Annotated in this window: 20 protein-coding genes; 8 read left to right on the top strand and 12 right to left on the bottom strand. The window is 62.7% G+C overall.

Translation table 11 applies throughout. The annotated features are described in order from the left end of the window. The first annotated feature begins 16 nt into the window (after nt 1–16). The 8 genes from AC3G7M_RS06525 (at nt 17) to AC3G7M_RS06490 (ending at nt 9,184) form a co-directional block, all read left to right on the top strand. The gene (locus tag AC3G7M_RS06525; RefSeq protein WP_489214929.1) at nt 17–1,114 is read left to right on the top strand and encodes an ABC transporter permease; all 1,098 of its coding nucleotides are present in this window, start codon (nt 17–19) and stop codon (nt 1,112–1,114) included. Nucleotides 1,115–1,186: 72 nt separating this feature from the next. After that, entirely contained in the window at nt 1,187–2,158 is a 972-nt protein-coding gene (locus AC3G7M_RS06520; RefSeq protein WP_489214927.1) for a D-ribose ABC transporter substrate-binding protein, read from the top strand. Nucleotides 2,159–2,229: 71 nt separating this feature from the next. Then, nucleotides 2,230–3,948, top strand: coding sequence for a dihydroxyacetone kinase family protein (locus tag AC3G7M_RS06515; protein WP_489214925.1), 1,719 nt, complete (start codon nt 2,230–2,232; stop codon nt 3,946–3,948). Beyond that, nucleotides 3,941–4,420 carry a ribose-5-phosphate isomerase gene (locus AC3G7M_RS06510; RefSeq protein ID WP_489214923.1) on the top strand — a complete coding sequence of 160 codons (480 nt, stop codon included), beginning with the start codon at nt 3,941–3,943 and terminating at the stop codon, nt 4,418–4,420. The genes AC3G7M_RS06515 and AC3G7M_RS06510 overlap by 8 nt, the downstream gene beginning before the upstream one ends. A gap of 242 nt (nt 4,421–4,662) precedes the next feature. Then, nucleotides 4,663–4,932 (top strand): HU family DNA-binding protein, encoded by a 270-nt coding sequence (locus AC3G7M_RS06505; RefSeq protein WP_489214921.1) that lies wholly within the window; start codon nt 4,663–4,665, stop codon nt 4,930–4,932. A gap of 369 nt (nt 4,933–5,301) precedes the next feature. Then, entirely contained in the window at nt 5,302–6,939 is a 1,638-nt protein-coding gene (locus tag AC3G7M_RS06500; protein WP_489214919.1) for a VRR-NUC domain-containing protein, read from the top strand. 206 nt (nt 6,940–7,145) lie between these two features. Beyond that, on the top strand, nt 7,146–8,162 hold the full coding sequence (galE, locus tag AC3G7M_RS06495) for a UDP-glucose 4-epimerase GalE (RefSeq protein WP_489214917.1): 1,017 nt from the start codon (nt 7,146–7,148) through the stop codon (nt 8,160–8,162). A 59-nt stretch (nt 8,163–8,221) separates the two neighbouring features. Beyond that, entirely contained in the window at nt 8,222–9,184 is a 963-nt protein-coding gene (locus AC3G7M_RS06490; protein ID WP_489214915.1) for a LysR substrate-binding domain-containing protein, read from the top strand. Between the two features lie 24 nt (nt 9,185–9,208). Here the strand turns inward: AC3G7M_RS06490 and AC3G7M_RS06485 are convergent, their stop codons facing one another. The 12 genes from AC3G7M_RS06485 to AC3G7M_RS06430 all read right to left on the bottom strand — a co-directional run bounded on the left by AC3G7M_RS06485 (nt 9,209) and on the right by AC3G7M_RS06430 (nt 18,604). Then, nucleotides 9,209–9,592 carry a hypothetical protein gene (locus AC3G7M_RS06485; protein WP_489214913.1) on the bottom strand — a complete coding sequence of 128 codons (384 nt, stop codon included), beginning with the start codon at nt 9,590–9,592 and terminating at the stop codon, nt 9,209–9,211. Between the two features lie 130 nt (nt 9,593–9,722). Next, entirely contained in the window at nt 9,723–9,977 is a 255-nt protein-coding gene (locus tag AC3G7M_RS06480) for a hypothetical protein (protein WP_489214911.1), read from the bottom strand. A gap of 232 nt (nt 9,978–10,209) precedes the next feature. After that, a complete protein-coding gene (locus tag AC3G7M_RS06475) occupies nt 10,210–11,328 on the bottom strand; it encodes an EscU/YscU/HrcU family type III secretion system export apparatus switch protein (protein ID WP_489214909.1) in 1,119 nt (372 codons plus the stop codon). Continuing rightward, nucleotides 11,321–12,088: a flagellar biosynthetic protein FliR gene (locus tag AC3G7M_RS06470; protein ID WP_489214907.1), complete on the bottom strand. Its 768-nt coding sequence runs from the start codon at nt 12,086–12,088 to the stop codon at nt 11,321–11,323. The genes AC3G7M_RS06475 and AC3G7M_RS06470 overlap by 8 nt, the downstream gene beginning before the upstream one ends. Then, nucleotides 12,079–12,354 (bottom strand): flagellar biosynthetic protein FliQ, encoded by a 276-nt coding sequence (locus AC3G7M_RS06465; protein WP_489214905.1) that lies wholly within the window; start codon nt 12,352–12,354, stop codon nt 12,079–12,081. The genes AC3G7M_RS06470 and AC3G7M_RS06465 overlap by 10 nt, the downstream gene beginning before the upstream one ends. A gap of 2 nt (nt 12,355–12,356) precedes the next feature. Continuing rightward, nucleotides 12,357–13,121, bottom strand: coding sequence for a flagellar type III secretion system pore protein FliP (fliP, locus tag AC3G7M_RS06460; protein WP_489214903.1), 765 nt, complete (start codon nt 13,119–13,121; stop codon nt 12,357–12,359). Continuing rightward, nucleotides 13,118–13,435 (bottom strand): flagellar biosynthetic protein FliO, encoded by a 318-nt coding sequence (locus AC3G7M_RS06455; protein ID WP_489214901.1) that lies wholly within the window; start codon nt 13,433–13,435, stop codon nt 13,118–13,120. The genes fliP and AC3G7M_RS06455 overlap by 4 nt, the downstream gene beginning before the upstream one ends. An 8-nt stretch (nt 13,436–13,443) precedes the next feature. Further along, nucleotides 13,444–13,935: a flagellar basal body-associated FliL family protein gene (locus tag AC3G7M_RS06450; RefSeq protein ID WP_489214899.1), complete on the bottom strand. Its 492-nt coding sequence runs from the start codon at nt 13,933–13,935 to the stop codon at nt 13,444–13,446. A 64-nt stretch (nt 13,936–13,999) separates the two neighbouring features. Further along, nucleotides 14,000–15,955, bottom strand: coding sequence for a FlgK family flagellar hook-associated protein (locus tag AC3G7M_RS06445; RefSeq protein ID WP_489214897.1), 1,956 nt, complete (start codon nt 15,953–15,955; stop codon nt 14,000–14,002). 74 nt (nt 15,956–16,029) lie between these two features. Continuing rightward, nucleotides 16,030–16,860, bottom strand: a complete 831-nt coding sequence (locus tag AC3G7M_RS06440) for a glycoside hydrolase family 73 protein (RefSeq protein WP_489214895.1) — start codon at nt 16,858–16,860, stop codon at nt 16,030–16,032. Further along, nucleotides 16,860–17,942, bottom strand: a complete 1,083-nt coding sequence (gene flgI / locus AC3G7M_RS06435; protein WP_489214893.1) for a flagellar basal body P-ring protein FlgI — start codon at nt 17,940–17,942, stop codon at nt 16,860–16,862. Before flgI ends, AC3G7M_RS06440 begins: the two co-directional genes overlap by 1 nt. Nucleotides 17,943–17,944: 2 nt before the next feature. Beyond that, nucleotides 17,945–18,604, bottom strand: a complete 660-nt coding sequence (locus AC3G7M_RS06430; RefSeq protein ID WP_489214891.1) for a flagellar basal body L-ring protein FlgH — start codon at nt 18,602–18,604, stop codon at nt 17,945–17,947. Nucleotides 18,605–18,645: the final 41 nt, after the last annotated feature.

Below are 18,645 nucleotides of genomic sequence, written 5' to 3'. Positions count from 1 at the left end.
AATAGCGGAACATATCATGAGCAACCCCAGCCAGACGCTCCAGCGCAGCCGACCGGGTCTTTTCAGCGACGGCTTCGACCTCGGTCAGACGCTGCTGAAGGGCCGCGCCTTCTTTGCCCTGATCGCGATCATCATCGTCTTCTCCTTCCTCTCGCCCTATTACTTCTCCGTCGGCAACTTCCTGACCATGGCGTCGCATGTCGCGATCTACGCGATCCTCGCCATGGGCATGCTGCTGGTGATTCTGAACGGCGGCATTGACCTGTCGGTCGGATCGACCCTTGGCCTCTCGGGTATCATCGCGGGCTTCCTGATGCAGGGCGTCACGCTGAAGTTCCTCGGCGTCACGCTTTACCCCTCCGTCTGGGTGGTCGTCGTGCTGTCCTGCGCCCTCGGCGGTGTGGTGGGGCTTGTCAACGGTGTGCTGATCGCCCGCTTCCGGGTGCCAGCCTTCGTCGCGACGCTGGGCGTGATGTATGTGGTACGCGGCATCGCCCTGCTCATCACCAACGGCTTGACCTATAATGACCTCAGTGGGCAGGCAGCCCTCGGCAATACCGGCTTCAACTGGCTCGGCTTCAACCGTCTGTTCAACGTTCCCATCGGCGTGCTGGTGATGATCGTCATCGCCATCATCGGCAGCCTGGTGCTGAACCGCACCGCCTTCGGCCGCTGGCTCTATGCCTCGGGCGGCAATGAACGCGCGGCCGAACTCTCGGGCGTGCCCACGAAGCGCGTGCAGATCATGGTCTATATGCTCTCGGGCATTTGCGCCGCCATCGCCGGCCTCATCCTGTCCTCGCAGCTGACCTCGGCCGGTCCCACGGCCGGTACCTCCTACGAACTGACGGCGATTGCGGCCGTCGTCATCGGCGGCGCCGCCCTCACGGGCGGACGCGGCAATATCCGCGGCACGCTGCTCGGTGCCTTCGTCATCGGCTTCCTCTCCGATGGTCTCGTCATCATCGGCATCTCCTCCTACTGGCAGACGGTCTTCACCGGCGGCGTCATCGTGCTCGCCGTGCTGCTGAACGCTGTCCAGTATCAGCGCCGCGCCAAGCCCGCGAAGACGGCGGCGGCAACCCCTTCTCCTCAAACCGGCAAGCCCGCCTGACCCGGGCCCTGCCGAAACGGTGAGAGACTAGCCGGCATGCCGGCACGACTGTAACCAACAAAGGGAACGACCATGTCCAAGAAGACCAAAGCCTGGATGCTGACGGCCATGACGCTGGCCACCCCGCTCGTCGCGGGTGCCCTGGTGGCCCCGACCGCAGCCCATGCGGCTGGCGGCCTCATCTCCATCATCGTCAACGACCCTGCCAACCCCTATTGGCTGACCGAAGGCAAGGTTGCCGCCGACGAAGCCAAGGCCCTCGGCTATACGGCCGCCGTCTCCGCCAACAAGGGTGACACCAATACCGAAAGCAACCTGATCGACACCGCGATCACCAATAAGTCGGTGGCCATCATTCTTGATCCCGCCAATGCCTCGGGCTCGATCGGCGCCGTGAAGAAGGCTGTGGCCGCGGGTATCCCCGTCTTCCTGGTCAATGCGGAAATCAACCAGCAGGGCCTGGCCAAGGCGCAGCTCGTCTCCAACAATGCCCAGGGTGCCGCTCTCGGTGCGCAGGAATGGGTGAAGGATGTCGGCCAGCAGGGCAATTACGCCGAGCTGCTCGGCGCCCCGTCGGACAATAACGCCGCCACCCGCTCCAACGGTTACGAGACCGTGCTCAGCCAGTATCCTGGCCTGGTCAAGGTTGCCTCCCAGGTTGCCAATTGGGACCGCACCCAGGGCCATGACAAGATGCAGAGCATGCTGCAGGCCCATCCCGATATCATTGGCGTCATCAGCGGCAATGATGAAATGGCACTGGGCGCCATCGCCGCGCTGAAGGAAGCCGGCAAGATCGACAAGATCAAGGTCGGTGGTTTTGACGGCTCACCGGATGCGGTTGCCGCCATCAAGGCCAATGAACTGCAATACACCGTCCTGCAGCCGGTCGCCGTCTTCTCGAAGAAGGCCGTCGATGAAGCCGACAGCTTCATCAAGACCGGCAAGACCGGTGCGGCGAGCGAGAAGCAGCTGTTCGACTGCATCCTCATCACCAAGGACAATGTTGGTGACTTCGTCGCTCCCTTCACTCTGAAGCAGTAAGCTGCGGTTGCGGGGGCATCCTTTGCGGTGCTCCCGCATACCTTTCCGCTTTGCCTGGGCAGATTGCACACATGACCCATCTTTTCGATGATCCTGAAGTTTTCGCGGCAACCGCCCTTCAGGGTTTCTGTGACATTCACGCCCGTCTGGTGCGCCTCACCCCCGGCGGCGTGCGGCGCGCGACGGCCACCGATCGCGGCAAGGTCGCCCTCGTCATCGGCGGTGGCAGCGGACATTACCCGGCCTTTGCCGGCTATGTCGGGCCGGGCCTCGCCGACGCGGCGGTCGCGGGCGATGTCTTCGCCTCCCCCTCGACGCGCCTTGTCTACAATGTCGCCGCCAAGGCGCATAAGGGCGGCGGCGTCATCCTGGGCTACGGCAATTATGCCGGTGACGTCCTGAATTTCGGTGCCGCGGCCGAACGGCTACGCAGCGCAGGCATCGACGCCCGCACGCTCGCGATCACCGACGATATTGCCAGCGCATCGGCGGCTGAAGTGTCCAAGCGCCGTGGTGTGGCGGGGGACGTCGCGGTCTTCAAGATCGCCGGCGCAGCGGCCGAGGCCGGTCTATCGCTGGATGAGGTCGAGCGTATCGCCCGCCGCGCCAATGACCGCACGCGCTCGTTCGGCGTCGCCTTTGGCGGCTGCACCCTGCCCGGCGCGGATGGCCCGCTGTTCAGCGTGCCGAAAGGCCAGATGGCGATCGGCCTTGGCATCCACGGTGAGCCCGGCATATCCGAAAGCCCCATTCTGCCTGCGTCCGAGCTTGCCACCCTGCTGGTGGACCGCCTTGTGCAGGAAACACCCGCTGACAGTAACGGTCGCGTTGCGGTCATCCTGAACGGCCTCGGCAGCACCAAGCAGGAAGAGCTTTTCGTCCTCTGGACCAGTATCGCCGCCAAGCTGCGTGCGCATGGGCTGACGCCGGTCGCACCTTTGGTTGGCGAATATGTCACCAGCCTCGATATGGAAGGCTGCTCGCTGACGCTGACCTGGCTGGATGAGACGCTGGAAGGCTTCTGGCGCGCGCCCTGCGATACCGCGGTTCTGACGATCGGGCGCATCGATGCGCGCCCGGCAGACCTGGAAGAGCAGACCGCGGAAGAGGTGCAGGCGCCGATCAGCCCCGGCACCCCGCCGTCACAGGCAGACGGTCAACGCATCGCGACCGGGCTGGAACGCCTCGCGGGCGCCTTGAAGGAGGCCGAAGCCGAGCTTGGCCGGATCGACGCCCAGGCCGGCGACGGCGATCACGGCCAGGGCATGGCCCGTGGGTCCGCGGCCGCGGCCGCGGCCGCCCGGGAAGCGGCCTCAGCCGGTGCCGGCGCCGCAACCGTGCTGGCCGCCGCCGCCAATGCCTGGGCTGACCGCGCCGGCGGCACGTCAGGCGCCATCTGGGGCCTTGGCCTGCTGGCCGCCAGCCGTGCGCTGAGCGACGAGACGGCAACAGACGACGGCGCCATCGGCCAGGCCGCCGAGCAAGCTCTGGACAGCGTGCTCACGCTCGGCCGCGCCCGCCCCGGCGACAAAACGCTGGTCGACGCTTTCGTGCCTTTCGTGGAAGCACTGCGTGCTGAACTGGCCGCAGGCCGGTCCGCGCGTGAGGCCTGGACGGCCGGCGCTGCCGCGGCCGCTCAGGGTGCGGAACAGACAGCACAACTGATCCCGCGCATGGGACGTGCCAGACCGCTGGCTGAACGCAGCATTGGTCACCGCGATGCCGGGGCGGTGTCTTTCGCCCTTTGCAGCCGGGTGGCTATCGAATTTTTGGGAGAGACCGATGTCTGAACAGCAATTCACCATCGTCATTGGATGTGATGACGCCGGCACCCGCTTCCGCGAAGCGCTCGCGGCTGACCTGCGAAAGGATAGTCGCGTCGCTGAGGTCATCGATATCGGGGTCACCGCCAATGAGACAACGGCCTATCCGCATATCGCAGTCACCGCCGGGCGCATGGTGGCCGAAGGCCGCGCCGATCGCGCGCTGCTGATCTGCGGCACGGGTCTGGGCGTCGCCATCAGCGCGAATAAAGTGCCCGGCATCCGGGCTGTCACCGCGCATGACGTCTATTCCGTCCAGCGCGCCATCCTGAGCAACAATGCCCAGGTGCTCTGCCTGGGCGAGCGCGTCATCGGCCTCGAGCTGGCCCGCGTCCTGGTCAAGGAATGGCTGGCGCATCGCTTCGATGAAAGCTCTGCCTCGGCTGCGAAAGTGGCAGCCATCAGCGCCTACGAATCGGGCGCTGCCAGCGCTTCGTGATCTGAAAGCGATCTATCGCAAGGGGGGACCTGTCCAGAAGGATGGGTCCCTTTTTTGTGACAGGTTCCTGACAAGGTGCTTATGCCGCTGACGGACGCCGCCAGATGTCCATGTCGTCGGCGACTTTCGGTCGATACGCGATAAGCGCAGGCCAAGCCAGCAGTCTCTGAATCCCGGCGGGGCTTGCACGGTGCTGGAAACTACATTAGGGGCGGCGTCCGTCAAACTCGGGATTTTGAGACATGAGCAAAGCCTTCCTCGCCTCCGTTCTTCAGGAGTCGCTTGATTGCACTGGTGTTGCGGCCAACCGCGCCGCTTCGGCCCTTATTGATTCCATCGTGCATCAGCTGAAGACGACCGGCGGCTTCACCCTGCCGTCCTTCGGCACCTTCACGGTGAAGAAGACCAAGGCCCGCAAGGCTCTGAACCCGCGCACGGGCGAACCTGTCAAGGTGAAGGCCGGCAAGACTGTCCGTTTCAAGGCGAGCCCCTCGCTGAAGAAGGACGTCTAATCCTCGCCGGCAAAGCCGGTCATGGCAATACGGCGACCCCACGGCGTAGCAGCCGGGGTCGCCGCTCCTGGCGAAACAGGGCACAGATCGCCATCATTTTTGTTTCAAAATGATATAAAGCGACCCCAAATCCTGCGATTGGCTCGATTCTGCGGGCGTGCATCGAAGCCGCGCCATCACGCAGATAAGTGACCCGCGCAGGCTCAGAAAAAAGCTGATGACGCCCGGGCGCGGACCTACACTCCTCTTCAGGATCTGCGGGGGGTGGGCAATGGCACGGCTTGATGTGTCGCGGTGCTGGATGGCTCCAGGCTGGACAGTTCCTGGGCATAAGGCCCGGAGACAGGTCATCCATGGACGCACCTCCTGATGCAACCTGCGCCGGAACCCTACTATCTCGAACATTTCATGCGGGTGCTGCTGTCTGTAGAGAGCCGCTACGGCTTTCTGCTGTCTGACCGGGAGCATGAGCACATCCGGCGACTGCACGGGTTGAGCCTGCCCGCCAGGATGCTCTATGCCCGCATCGCCAACCGCAAAGGCCCCTGCTTTCGGGTCGACCGGCTGCACTACGCCGAGTTGCCGGCGCTGCAGACGGCGCTCGCCGCATTGCAGGACGCCCATCTGCTGCAGGTCGTCACGGGGCCGCCCGCCAGCGATGACGTGGCGCCCCTGCTCCGCTGCTTCACGCTGCCCGAACTGGCCGCGGGGCTGCGGCGCCACGGCATTACGCCGCCGCGCCGCCGGGGTGATCTGCTGGCCTGGCTCGCGCAATGGCCGGGACAAGCGGACTGGCTCGCGCAGATGCTGGACCGCCATCCGGTGATCCGGCTGGCGGCGCCAGAGATCTGGGCTTTCCTGCGCTTTCTGTTCTTTGGCGCTTTGCGGGACAATCTGTCCGATTTCGTCGTCCATGAGCTGGGCTTCCTGACACCCGAAGACATCGCCCCTCATCACCTGGCCATCCGCTTCGCCAGCCGCGCCGAAGCCGTGGATGCCTTTCGCATGGCCCGCCTCTATGCCGAATTCCGTGTCATCCGAGAGGCTGGCAGCGCGGGCGAAACCCTTATCTGGTGGCAGCGCCAGGGCATAGACCGCGGCAGCCTGGCGGCCGGCCAGGACATCCTCGACCGGCTGATCGACCGGCTGGGGCGGCGATTGGAACGCGCGCGGGAGCCGGCCCTTGCTCTGTCCCTCTATGCCTCCAACCCGCAGGGCATGACGCGCGACCGGCATGCACGGCTGCTGATCAAGGAGGGCCGCCGCGCTGAGGCCGCAGACCTCGCGACCGCCATGACCGTCGCCCCGCGCAGCACCGAGGAAGCCTATGCTGGGCGGCACCTGCTGCAGAAGCTGACGCCAGGCCGACGGATCAGCGATGCGCGCCGCCTGCAGAAAATGGGACGCCTGGTCAGCGTAGGCAGAGCAGACAGCTCAGTTGAACAGGCAACGCTCGCACATTACCGTGATCTTGGCTGGAACGGCGTGCATGGCGAAAACTGGCTCTGGAACGCAGCCTTCGGCCTGTTGCTTTGGGATATCATCTACGATCCCACGTTAGGCACCTTCCACTCCCCGCTGCAGACAGCCCCCTCGGACCTCTATGACAGGGATTTCTACCGTCGCCGTCAGACCGCGATCGAGGAAAGGCTGGCCCAGGTGCAAGACCGCGGCGCGGCACAGAGTGTGGCCCAGACCACCTTTCACGCCAAACGTGGCCTGACCAATCCGTTCGTGCCCTGGCAGGACGACGTCCTCCCCTCTGTGCAGATGATGATCAGTCGCCTGCCGGGCGACGGCCTGGCCGGTGTCCTGCGGCGTTTGGCGCAGGACATCCGCAATCATGCCCGTGGATTCCCGGACCTGTTCTTGTGGCGATCGGACGACTACTGTTTCGTGGAAGTCAAATCAGAGACTGATCAACTATCTCCGGCACAATACGAATGGCTCTCTTTTTTCAAGGAATGCGGTATTTCCATCTATATCGACAATATTCGCCAAGCCTGAGAGCAGCACTGGATTTTACTTTTCAGATGAATGCCGGCGGTAAAGCAGAAGTTGCTCGCTTCTCGTAAGCCTTTTGTATCATGAACGTCATACTTTATTTGATCTGGACAGGAAGCGTGCCCGCAGACAATTGACGCCCGGCAGAACCCGTTGCTAGAGCTAGACGGCGATGCGCTAGCTATTCCCTGTAACGAGGTGCCCTGCCCATGCTGCGAAAGCGCTTTTTGGTGACCGGAGGCGCCGGCTTCGTCGGCAGTCATCTCGTGGCTGCTCTTTTGGAGCAGAACGCTGATGTTGTCGTACTCGACAACCTATACCTCGGCCATCGGGCGGCAGTACTGCCCGGTGCCAAGCTCATCGTGGCGGACCTCTCGGACGGAAATCGGGTTGACGACATTCTGGCGGATGGACCCTGGGATGCCGTATTCCATTTCGCATCGCTCTCTCTGGTGGGAGAGAGCATGAAGCTGCCGTTCAAGTATCTGCTCGAAAATGGCGTCAATGGGATCAGGCTTATCGAAGCCTGCGTCCGCCACAAGGTATCGCGCTTCGTGCTCTCCTCGACCGCGAATCTGTTCGGCACGCCCGAGCGCATCCCCATCGACGAAGCGGTGACCATCGATCCGTCTTCGCCCTATGGTGAAAGCAAGTTCATGATCGAACGCGCGCTCCATTGGGCGGGGGAGATCCATGGCTTGCGCAGCGCCTGCCTGCGCTATTTTAACGCGGCCGGGGCGGATTCCCAGGGGCGCATCGGCGAAGACCACGATCCCGAAACCCATCTGATTCCCCTGGCGATCGACGCGGTCCTGGACAGGCGTCCGTCACTCGCCGTTTTCGGCAGCGATTACCCGACCCCCGACGGCACCTGCATTCGCGATTATATTCATGTCGAAGACCTGGCCGACGCCCATATCCGCGTGCTCGACCAGCTTCTGCACCGCAGCGTGCGCTATAATGTCGGCACCGGGCGCGGCTATTCCGTCTCCGAAATTATCGCGTCAGTCAATCGAATTGCTGGCAAAACCGTGCCGTCCTACCCCGCGCCCCGCCGACTGGGTGACCCCGCCGTGCTGATAGCCGGCGCCGAAGCGCTACGGGCTGATACCGGATGGTCTCCGCGCTATACGGATTTGGACGCGGTGGTCCGAACTGCTTTCCGCTGGCGCGAGGCGCATCCGCAAGGCTATGCGGACCGCACCCCGGCTCCGCTTTCCGCTTGAAGGGCAGGGTTCGGCCGCGCTGCAGACGCATGATGGCATGACACTGACACGCCCGGCCCTTGCGCGGCTGTGGCCAGGCATGTCTATTTAGCGAACTGAATTTCCAGCGACACTCCTGCCTACGAGGTCTGCCATTGAGGCGCGCGCTTAACCTCAACTGGGTCCGAAGCTTCGAGGCCTCGGCCAGGCTGCTCAGTTTCACTAAGGCCGCGCAGGAATTGGGGATGACCCAGGCCGGCGTCAGCCAGCATATGCGGATGCTAGAACAGCAGCTGGGTGAGCGTCTTTTCGTCCGCCTGCCGCGTGCCGTGCGGTTGACGGATGCCGGAGAGGCCTATTTGCGCGTCGTGCGCGAAAGCCTGGAGCGGCTGCGGCTGGGCACGTCGGATATTTTTGGCTCCGGCAGCGAAGGGGCGGTCCGGTTACGGGCGGAACCTGGCTTCGTCTCCTATTGGCTGGCCCCGCGTCTCAAGGCCTTTCTGTTGAGCTATCCTGAGATATCGTTGCAGATCTCACCCATTTTGCATGGTATCGATACGGATTGGGACGAATTCGATCTGGAGGTCAGCTTCGATAGCGAGCGGATGGCCGGCCTGGACGCAATTGCTCTGATGGGCGATCCTGTTTTTCCGGTCTGCAGCCCGGAACTCGCTCGCGCCATGCGCAAGCCGCAAGACCTTCTCGCCCAGAGATTGCTTCATGTCGTCGGACATCGGCGCGGCTGGTCCGAATGGCTGGCGCTGGCCGGCGTCACGCCCCATGCGGCAACGGCGGTCCTGCAAATAGACTCAATGGAGGCCGCTCTGGCTTTCGCCGAACAGGGTATTGGCGTCGCTCTCAGCCATGGGTCTTTTGTTGACCCACTGCTGCAGGCGGGGCGTCTGTGCCGTCCATTTCCAGAAACGCTCGAAACGGTTGGAATTTTCTATCTCATCACGCCCAGCACCGTGCCCTTGCGCCGGCAGGGGCGGCTGTTCCGTGACTGGCTTCTGACGGAAGGTGCGAGGGATGTCGAGGTATAGGCGGCCGGACTGATCCGACCACTGTCAAAAGCCTTCAATCGCCGCTCTGGCACGGAGATAGACTTGCGCTGCAGCCAATTGCAGGGATTGGCCGGGATTGTCCTCGCAATGCCGTGCCAGAAGATCAAGGATCGCCGGTGAGCTGAGCATTTGGGCGGCGATCGCCGCGTGACCCGTCGCCATCGTCTGCCGGTCCATGTCCTGCCACTGCGCCAGTACATCCGTCACCACACTCGGCGCTTCGACCCCGGGGTGCTGTGCCACCAGCGTCAAGGCGGCGGCGCATTTGAGGGTGCCAACCGCCTGGGCCCAGCCCGGCTGCGCCAGGCCGAAAGCAACCAGACCGGCAACCGCAACTCCGGTCATCACCCATCGCGAAAATCTCTGCGGCCGAGTCTTACCTGCCATCGGCCATGCTCCGTCCTGGCTGTCACTGGATCGCGTCCTATTGAGACATCGCATATCGATCTTGAGAGCAGATTAAGATGCCAGGGCCATCCCGACATTATGCTGTCCCGTTGGCCAGACCGCCTATCCGTCAGCTCAAACTGGTGCGCCGCCGGTTGGCTTTCGGCACGGGGAAGCCGTCCGCCGCCAGAGATCTCAGGATGATGTGCCGAATCGATGCCCCGGTATCGGCAGACCTTTGACGGAGCGCGTCACGGGTTTCCGCCGGGATCAGAATTTGCACCGGAAATTGCGGAATACCCTCTTTCGTGCGGCGCACCCGGCTGACATCGCCGGCATTCTGATGATTTGGTATGACCTCGACTGTTTCGACATTGCCAGACATATGGAACTCCCTCGGCTATCAGCGATCATGAACTCTATGGCCACCTGTGACGGCGTCCTGACTGCCCCGCGGGCCGGTGGCATCTCATATATTTTCGAAATCGGCCGCAATTTCTTGCCCGCTGAAATCATATATTGTCATGCATAGACTACCCGTCGCTGGCCTCTGGCTGGCCCGTTGGTTGCGACATCAGATCATCTCAGTTAAAATTTTGTGACGTCCTGGCGCACCCTCAGGGGTGCCGGAGAGGCATTTCGATTTCGGCAATCTTCGGCGGTGGCGGCTTCTGCGCTTGCGTGCTGGCCGCACGCCAGGCTTGCAGCCGCCAGACATAGGCCAGGACCTCGGCGCAGGCCCGATAAAGCGCCACCGGAATGAAATCATCCGGCTCGACATAGCGATAGACAGCACGGGCCAGCGGCGGCGCCTCAACGATCGGAATGCCGTAGCTCCGCGCCTTGGTGACAATCTCCGTCGCCATCAGATCGGCGCCTTTGGCCACAAGCACGGGCGCCGCGTCACGCCCCCGGCGAAAGCGCAGGGCGACGGCGATATGCGTGGGATTTGTCACCACCACGGAGGCTTCCGGCAGACGACGCATCTGTCGCGCCCGGGCAATGCGCCGCTGCGCCGTGCGTTGCCGCTGCTTCACCTGCGGATTGCCGACCGCATCTTTCATCTCTTCGCGCAGTTCGGCGTCCGACATGCGATGCCGTCGGCGATGCAGCCAAAGCTGCAGACCCATATCGACAACGGCGACCGCGGCGATGACAAGACAGATACTGGACAGAACCTGCAGGATCAGATCCAGCACGGGTGCCGGGCTGAAATGCCGGTTGCCGCTCAGGGTGAGGATGGACCAGCGCGCGCTGAACACCGCTGCCGCGCCGACCCCACCGATCACGACGAATTTCAGGAATGATTTCATCGTCTCGGTCAGATGAGAGACGGAAAACGCCTCGCCCAGGCCGGCGAAGGAGATCAGCTTGCCCAAAGCAGGTGACAGGCTGGCCAGGGAAAACGCCCAGCCGCCGAACAGGATCGAGGTCAGCATCGACAGCAAGGCGACCAGGACGATCACCGGCAATACCGCGTGCATGGTGCTGCTGAGCCAGTCTGCCGCGACGCCAATCGGCGCTGTCCCTGCGGTGCTGAGCGCCGCCCAGGCGATGCGCTTGATCGTGCTACCGATCAGGGTCGATGCATTCAATGCAATCAACACCGTCGCGATAATGGCCGTCGCTCTCGGCAAATCGACCGAGCGGACCATATCGCCACGCTCGGCGGCCTGCCGCAGCCTCCGTTCAGTCGGCGCATGTTTCTTGTCGGCATCGGACGCGCCCTCAGCCATGGACGATCATACTCCCGACCAGGCGAGCGGCCTCGTCCAGCAGGGTTTGGATGGGACCGCCCATGAACAGGACCGCACCAGACAGCGTTGCCAGCCCACCGAGGATAAGCAGCGGAAATCCGATCGTCAGAAGATTGAGCTGGGGCGCGAAGACCGTCATCAACCCCACCGTCAGATTGATGCAAAGCGACACGGCCATCACCGGCAAAGCCAGCATCACGGACGCGTTCAGCACGACCCCGCCGAAGGTCGCGATATCGGCCCAGCTCGCGGCGCGCAAAGGGTCGAGACCCGCCTGGAAGGAATGGGCGATCGCGGCGAAGAGCCAGATCGGGCCGCCGAGGACGATATACCCCATCATCCCCAGCCACAGCATGAGATCATACAGCGTCTCGGTATTGCCTTCGGCATCCCGAAACTGCAGCGCGGCAAAGCTCAATCCGATCGAGAGACCCGATATTTCTCCGACGCTCGCAACCGCCGATACGACCAGCTGCGCCGTCAGGCCGATCACCGCACCGATGCTGGTCTGAATGATGGTCTGGACAATCGCCTGCCCCGGCTCCTGCGGAAAGGGCGGCAACGGCGGCAGCCACAGGGACAGGCTCCAGGCATAGGCGAGCACGATGATGGCTTTGACGCGGGCCGGAATAAGGGTCGAGCTATAAAGCGGCGCCGTCAGAAACAGGCCCGTCAGGCGCAGAAAGGGCCAGAGTATGCTGCCGGCCCATGTGAAAATGTCCTGCTCGGTCAGGCCCATGGTTGGCGGACCAGCCGATCGCCATGTTCGATCCAAAGCGTCATCAATCGCTCGATGCTGTTCAGAAGATGCAGGCCGAAAACCATGATGAGAAAAATCATGGCGATCGTCTTGGGCAAAAGACTGAGTGCCGTGTCTTCCAGCTGTAGCCCCGCCTGGACCAGAGCCGTTATGAGCGTGACGATCAAGATCCACGTAATGAGCGGAAACAGGCAGGCCACCACGACCGACAAAGCCTGCGCGAAGAGCGTGACATAAAGCGGCACCGCTAACCGCCTGCGCCCGCAAAACTATGCGCCAGAGAGCCGAGAATCAGTGTCCAGCCATGGATGGATACGAACATCAGCAATTTCAGCGGCAGGGCGATCAAGGTCGGGGACACCATGATCATGCCGAGAGACATGAGAATGGACGCGACCGCCAGATCGATCAGGACGAAGGGAATGTAGATCAAAAAGCCGATCTGAAAGGCCGTCTCCAGCTCGGAGGTCGCAAAGGCCGGTACCAACACGGCGAAGGGCACATCCTCAGGCGTCGCGTAATGGCCGCCGCTCAGATCGACGAAGAGATGCAGAGGTTGCTTGCGCGTCTGCGCGAGCATGAATGTTTGCAAGGGCGGCTGCGCCGCCGCGATCGCCTCATGAAAATTGATCGTTCCGGCAAGATAGGGCTCGATCGCATTGGTCTGCTCCTGCGCAATGACGCCGCGCATGACGAAGACAGTCAGGGCCAGGGCCAGGGCCGCCAGAACCATATTGGGCGGCGTCGTTTGCAGGCCTAAAGCCTGGCGGAAGATCGACAGAACGATGATGATGCGGGTGAACGCCGTCGTCAGCAGCAGCAGGCCCGGCAGGAAGGCCAGACCGGTGATGACCAGCAGGGTCTGCACATCCAGGGAATAGGTTTCGCCGGTCTGGCCCTGGGTCGCCGTGAGCAGCGGCACGCCCCCGCTGGTTTGCGCATGCAGCGCCTGTGGCAGTGCGGTCACGCCCAGTAAAACCAGCGCCAGGATGATGATCGCGCGTGCTCTCATGGCGTCGTCCCTGTGCCGGTGGCCTCCTCCACATCGGGAAACCGCAAGCCTCCCGTTGCGTGAAGCGGCGTCAGTGGCACGATGCTCGCACGCGTCGCCGCCAGAAGGAACCGCTGTCCGTCAACTTCAATCAGAATCAGCGATGACTGCAGGCCGAGGCGTTTCGTGGCGAGAAGGCGGATCTGCGACTGGTCAAAGGCCGTAGGGCCGCGCCGCTGCCGATACCGCCCCACCAGGGTCAGAACCACCAGCAGAGACACCACGGTCGCGATTGGCCATAGCAGGGCGCCGAAATCTGGAGCCATCCCAGACATGCCTATGATCAGTCCTGGGTCACGAGATTCGCGATATAAGCCGCGGTGAACGGATTGGGCGGATTGTAGTTAAGATTCTTGGCAAGAATTCCGTTCACGATGCCAAGCGCGCTGGCCATCAGTTCCGTACGTGTCTGCTGGCTCTGCAGGCTTTGCGTCGTCTCATTCAGCAGCCGCGTTATGATCGCCGACTTGATGATCGGCTGCAATTCGTCGAAAGCGACCAGCGCGCCTTGATCGGTTGTAGAAAATTTAATGGAGAAAAGCACATAGGAGGTCGCCGGCGTGCCTGGCTGCGGTGGAATACTGACCGTTATATCGGCCAGGGATGCAAAATAAGTCGGCTTGACCACCACGGGAACCGGCTTGGGCTTGGCCGCCACCGCCGGCGCGGTTGCCGATGCACCATGGTGCAGAAATGTCATTACGCCAAAGGTCGCACCGCTGCCGATCAACAGTGAAACCACAGCCACCACAACCATGCCCAGAATCTTACGCATTTCTTGCCTGCCCGACTACCGCTTCATCTTGGCTGGCAACAGGTAAACAAAACGCAACCGTCGCTTATTGTACTGCCTGAAGAATGCTTTGAAACATCGTTGAGGTCGCTGCAATGACCTTGGCTGCGGCCTGATAGGCCTGCTCATACTGGCTGAGCAACACCGCCTGCTGATTAAGATCAACGCCACTGACCGATTGCAGGCTGGTCGTGGCGGTCGTGACCTCGGTTGCCGCTGTGCTGGACAGCGTCGTGGCCTTTTGCGCGTTGCTGCCAAGTGTCGTGCCCAGGCCGACAAAGGCCTGCTCCATCGTGCCGGCGCTGGTCGTACTGGCGTCCGTCCACAAGGCCTGCATGCGGGTCGCGTTACTGCCATCCCCGCTGGACCCGGCCGTCAGCGTCAATGTGTCCCCCACCGTCGGCGTCCCTGAAATGGGCAATTGCCAGTAGGTTCCGCTCGCCGCCCCCCCACCCGGATAAGCCAGTGCCAGCGTCGCCGTCGGGTTGCTGCCGCTCAGACTGCCGCTGGCGATGACGGTGGAAGGATTGGCCGTCGTCGTCACATTGAACGCGGTCGCACTGGTAAAGATGACCTGCAGAGACTGGCCGAAATTCGCAGATGGCACGACAACAGCGCCAGAGGTTGGCGTTCCCGTCACACTGCTGCTGCCGGACGTAATGGTGCCGCCATTGCTGTTGACGATAGAGCCGTCGGACTGCAGCGTGCCGGCCGTCGCGACATAGGGGTCAGCGGCGGCGATGGCATTCGGGCTGGTCGCCGCCAGCGCAAAGCCCTCTGCGGCCGCCGGCGCGGGGTTGAGCGTGAAGCTGTCGCCATTGGCAGGCGTGCCTGATACCGTCGCCGTCAGCCCGGCAAAGCTCAGGCTCGTACCCTGTCCCAGCGTATAGCTCTGCTGACTGGCCTGGTCGACCGCCGTCCATCCATTCGCCGTGCTATAGGTCAGCGTGAAGGGGCCGCCATCCGTAGGCAGGCTGCTGGCATCCGTCAGGGCGGCCGAGAGTGTGGCATTGCCGGTATTACCCGTGGCCGCCGTGGCCGTCGGCGACGGTACCGAAAATAGGGCCGCGCCCGCGGTGCCGCTCGGCGTGACGCCCTGCGCCTGACTGGTATTGACCAGTGACGCGAAGACCACGGCCAGCGCATTCAAGGATTGCAGAGCGCTGCTGCCCGCCTGCCAGCTTGCGATATTGCCGCCAATCGCACCATCGCTCTGCGTGGTGGAGAGTGGAATGGCTGCAGAGCCGACTGTGATGCTTGGAGACACGGTGGGCGTGCCCGGCTGCAAGGTCAGGTTCTGCGCGCCTGCCTGATTGAGCAGCACCGTACCGCCCGCCGCGACCAGAACCTGACCGCTGCTCCCTTGCGGAATGACATTGACGGAGAGCAGCGCGGACAGGGAGTTGAGCGCTGATTCCTGCTGGTCCAGCAGGCTCGCATTATGCGGGCTCGTATTCAGCCCTTGGTTGATCGTGGCCAGCTGGGTCAGCAGACTGTTCGCCGTGGTCACATTGTTCTGCAGGTCGGTGGAGGACCCTGTCTGACTGGTGGTGATGGCAGATGCCGCACTTTGAAAGGAACCCGTGATCGACTGCGCATCGGATAGGACCGTCTGCCTCTGCGCGCTGCTGACCGGATTGCCCGCCAGCGTGCTCACATCCTGAAAGAACTGGTTGACCTGATACTGGACATTGCCGTTATCGGAGAGAGCATTTGAGATCGCTGTCAAGGATGAGCTTGAAACCGATGCTGCCTGGCTGGCACTATTGGCAGAGCGCAGCACCGAGGCGGCAAAGCCATCGGCGGCGCGCGTCACTTGCGAGGCGACACCCACCCCGACCGTTTGCTTTCCGGGATTGTCGACCGTCGAGAGAGTCAGGGATTCGACCGCATAGCCGGGCGTCGTCTGGTTTGAAATGTTTTGCGAGACAATACCGATGCCCTGCTCGAAGGCATCGATACCCGTCAAAGCGACATTCATCGCACCCGTAAGTCCGCTCATGGACCAAACTCTCCCGCTTCAGGCCGGATCTATTCGTCGCTCAGGGACAAATCTTGTCAGATCGGGAGATTGTTTCAGTTTCCCGTGTCCCCGACGTCGTGCAGCATCTGCTGCATCAGGGGCGAGCGCGCGATGGCGATGATCTTGGCGGCATAGGCACCGTCCGTCGCGTATCCGCCTGCTTGTAGAGCCTGCGCAAAACCTTCGATCGAGGATTGCCCCAGGACATTGGGAAAATTCGCCTGAATAAGCTGGACATAATCCGACAGGCTGGCATCCGGCGATGCGTAGTCACGAAAACTGTCGACCACGGGGACAAGCGCGCCGTTGACCATCTCATGCGTGGCACGCAGGCTCGCCTGCGGGTCGCCGCCCGCCTTGATGCCAAAGAAATTATAGCCCGGAATGGAACTCCCCCAGCCGGTTTCAAGCGCCGCCTGGGCCAGAAGCCCGACCGGCGGCACGCCGAGCACGCTGGCCGCAGCCTTCACCGCCGGCCATATCACCTTGGTCAGGGATTGCGCATGGCCCGCCTGTTCGCTGCTGCTGTCGAAATTCTCGGCCGCCGCCTCAGTCACTTGCGGCAGTAGCGACGCGCTGGTGGCCGCAAAGGACTCCGCCGGACGGGCCTGCGGCCTGGTCCCCTCGCCGCCGATTTGCCGCATCGTCGCCTGCACGATCTGGGTATCGTATTTGGCGAAATCCTTTTGCGACATCTCCCACAGAAACATGTTCTGATAGGTGTCGCCGCCGGGGCCGAGAGCAGACTGATCAAGCCCGCTGCGGTTCATCTCGGTCATCATATTGTACCACAAGGTGCCCGCCAGCTTTTCGACCGTCTGCCCCAGCCTGGTATTGGGCTGGGCCACGGATACGGTGTCGCGGGCAATTCCCATGATCGGCATCAGAAGACTTTCACATTGCCGGTGATCGCACCGGCAAGCTTCAGCGCCTGAATGATGGCGATGAGGTCAGCAGGCGTCGCACCCACTGCATTCAAAGCCTGCGCCACTTCGGCCAGGGTCGCGCGTTTCGGCAGATAGACGACCTCGGCCTTGCCCTGCTTGGCCTGCACCACCGTATTCTGCACGCCGACCGTCGTGCCGCCGCTGAAGGCGCCCGGCTGGCTGACGCTGTTCTGCTGCTGGATGCTGACGGTCAGATTGCCATGCGACACCACAGCAGGCCCCAGTTCGACACCCGCATTCATGACGATCGTGCCACTCTGCGCATCCACCGCGATCGTCGGCGCCTGATCCGCTGGCGAAATCGGCAAAGCCAAGATCTGCGCGACGAAGCGCACCGACCCCGTGTCGCCGTTGCGCACATCAACCTCACCGGGAGAGATAGCGGTCGCGGTGCCGTAGCCCAGATAGTGGTTGATCGTGTCCTCGATTTGCTGCGCCAATTGGTAGCTCGGCGCATTGACCAGAAGCCGTACCGCGCCATCCGTCGCGAAGGTGGCCGGTATGCCCGTCGACATGATGACCCCGCCCGGGAGCGATCCGACCGTCGGCACATTCGTCGCCGAGCTATTGCCATTGGAACTCACGGCAAAACCACTCACCAGCAAGGGCCCCTGCGCCTGGGCGAAGACTGCGCCATTGCCGCCGCGCAGCGGCGTCGGCAAGAGCACGCCACCGGCCAGAGAGGCCGCATTGCCGACGGCCGAGACGATGGCATCGACATGCTGGCCGGATGACGTGAAGGGCGGCACCTCCGCCGTGACCATGACCGAGGCGACGTCATTGGGCTGCATGACATTCACATTGGTCAGCGTAATGCCCATATTGCGCAGCATGTTGAGAATGGTCTGCTGCGTATAGGGAACCTGGGTCGTCTGGTCCCCGGTGCCCGACAGACCCACGACCAGCCCATAGCCATAAAGCTGGTTGGACGGCGCACCCGCCACTGTCACCAGCTGGCCGACCGTCGTCCGCTCAGCCGCAAAGGCTGCGGCCGGCATGACCGAAGCCAGCAGCAGCATGATCAGAACGGCCAGATTTTGTCTAATACCTGTTGTAATAGCGGCACCTGATGGGAATCGTTGACGGGTCCATTGCCGACATATTGCACATTCATGCCGGCGACATTATTGGAGCTGACGGTGGCATTGGCGGTGATGTCTTGCGGGCTGGCATAGCCCGTTACCACGAGGGCCGTGACGTTTCCGTTTACATTGACATTGGTGCGTCCCTCCAAGGCCAGCGTGCCATTCGGATCGACCCGCGTGACGACCGCTTCGATCGTGCCGCTGATCGTGTTCGACGCCGCTTCCGTACCGCTGCCGGCATATTTGTTCGAAGATGCGGTCGAGATATTGGGGGAAAACGGGGTCCCCGCCAGACTGCCGAAATTCAACGGCACGCCAAAGAAGCTGGTGACGGAATTGCTGACCGTGCCATCGCGGGAGAGGGTTGTCGCATCATTATTGGTCGCCGATGTCGTGGTCACGATATCGATCGCCACCAGATCGCCCGGCCGCCAGTCCCGCTTTGGTTCATAGAGCGAGCCTGAACTGGTCGCCGGAAACACCGATCCATTTTCCGCCACCGGCCCCCGCGGCACCGCGATGGGAAAGGCCGTGGCTGGCACCAGAGACCGTGCGCTGGGCGCTTCCGTCGCGCATGCGGCCAGACACAGCAGCATGCAAAGGCAGCCCGCATGTCGGCGAACGCGAACGGGGCAGC

The organism is Acidisoma sibiricum (assembly GCF_057837225.1).
This window is presented reverse-complemented; position numbering and strand designations above follow the sequence as displayed.

Bases quoted from the DNA above. Each gene is read 5' to 3' on its own strand.
- AC3G7M_RS06525 (WP_489214929.1), top strand. From the start codon at position 17: ATGAGCAACCCCAGCCAGACGCTCCAGCGCAGCCGACCGGGTCTTTTC.
- AC3G7M_RS06520 (WP_489214927.1), top strand. From the start codon at position 1,187: ATGTCCAAGAAGACCAAAGCCTGGATGCTGACGGCCATGACGCTGGCC.
- AC3G7M_RS06515 (WP_489214925.1), top strand. From the start codon at position 2,230: ATGACCCATCTTTTCGATGATCCTGAAGTTTTCGCGGCAACCGCCCTT.
- AC3G7M_RS06510 (WP_489214923.1), top strand. From the start codon at position 3,941: ATGTCTGAACAGCAATTCACCATCGTCATTGGATGTGATGACGCCGGC.
- AC3G7M_RS06505 (WP_489214921.1), top strand. From the start codon at position 4,663: ATGAGCAAAGCCTTCCTCGCCTCCGTTCTTCAGGAGTCGCTTGATTGC.
- AC3G7M_RS06500 (WP_489214919.1), top strand. From the start codon at position 5,302: ATGCAACCTGCGCCGGAACCCTACTATCTCGAACATTTCATGCGGGTG.
- galE (WP_489214917.1), top strand. From the start codon at position 7,146: ATGCTGCGAAAGCGCTTTTTGGTGACCGGAGGCGCCGGCTTCGTCGGC.
- AC3G7M_RS06485 (WP_489214913.1), bottom strand. From the start codon at position 9,592: ATGGCAGGTAAGACTCGGCCGCAGAGATTTTCGCGATGGGTGATGACC.
- AC3G7M_RS06480 (WP_489214911.1), bottom strand. From the start codon at position 9,977: ATGTCTGGCAATGTCGAAACAGTCGAGGTCATACCAAATCATCAGAAT.
- AC3G7M_RS06475 (WP_489214909.1), bottom strand. From the start codon at position 11,328: ATGGCTGAGGGCGCGTCCGATGCCGACAAGAAACATGCGCCGACTGAA.
- AC3G7M_RS06470 (WP_489214907.1), bottom strand. From the start codon at position 12,088: ATGGGCCTGACCGAGCAGGACATTTTCACATGGGCCGGCAGCATACTC.
- fliP (WP_489214903.1), bottom strand. From the start codon at position 13,121: ATGAGAGCACGCGCGATCATCATCCTGGCGCTGGTTTTACTGGGCGTG.
- AC3G7M_RS06455 (WP_489214901.1), bottom strand. From the start codon at position 13,435: ATGTCTGGGATGGCTCCAGATTTCGGCGCCCTGCTATGGCCAATCGCG.
- AC3G7M_RS06450 (WP_489214899.1), bottom strand. From the start codon at position 13,935: ATGCGTAAGATTCTGGGCATGGTTGTGGTGGCTGTGGTTTCACTGTTG.
- AC3G7M_RS06445 (WP_489214897.1), bottom strand. From the start codon at position 15,955: ATGAGCGGACTTACGGGTGCGATGAATGTCGCTTTGACGGGTATCGAT.
- AC3G7M_RS06440 (WP_489214895.1), bottom strand. From the start codon at position 16,860: ATGCCGATCATGGGAATTGCCCGCGACACCGTATCCGTGGCCCAGCCC.
- flgI (WP_489214893.1), bottom strand. From the start codon at position 17,942: ATGCTGCTGCTGGCTTCGGTCATGCCGGCCGCAGCCTTTGCGGCTGAG.
- AC3G7M_RS06430 (WP_489214891.1), bottom strand. From the start codon at position 18,604: ATGCTGCTGTGTCTGGCCGCATGCGCGACGGAAGCGCCCAGCGCACGG.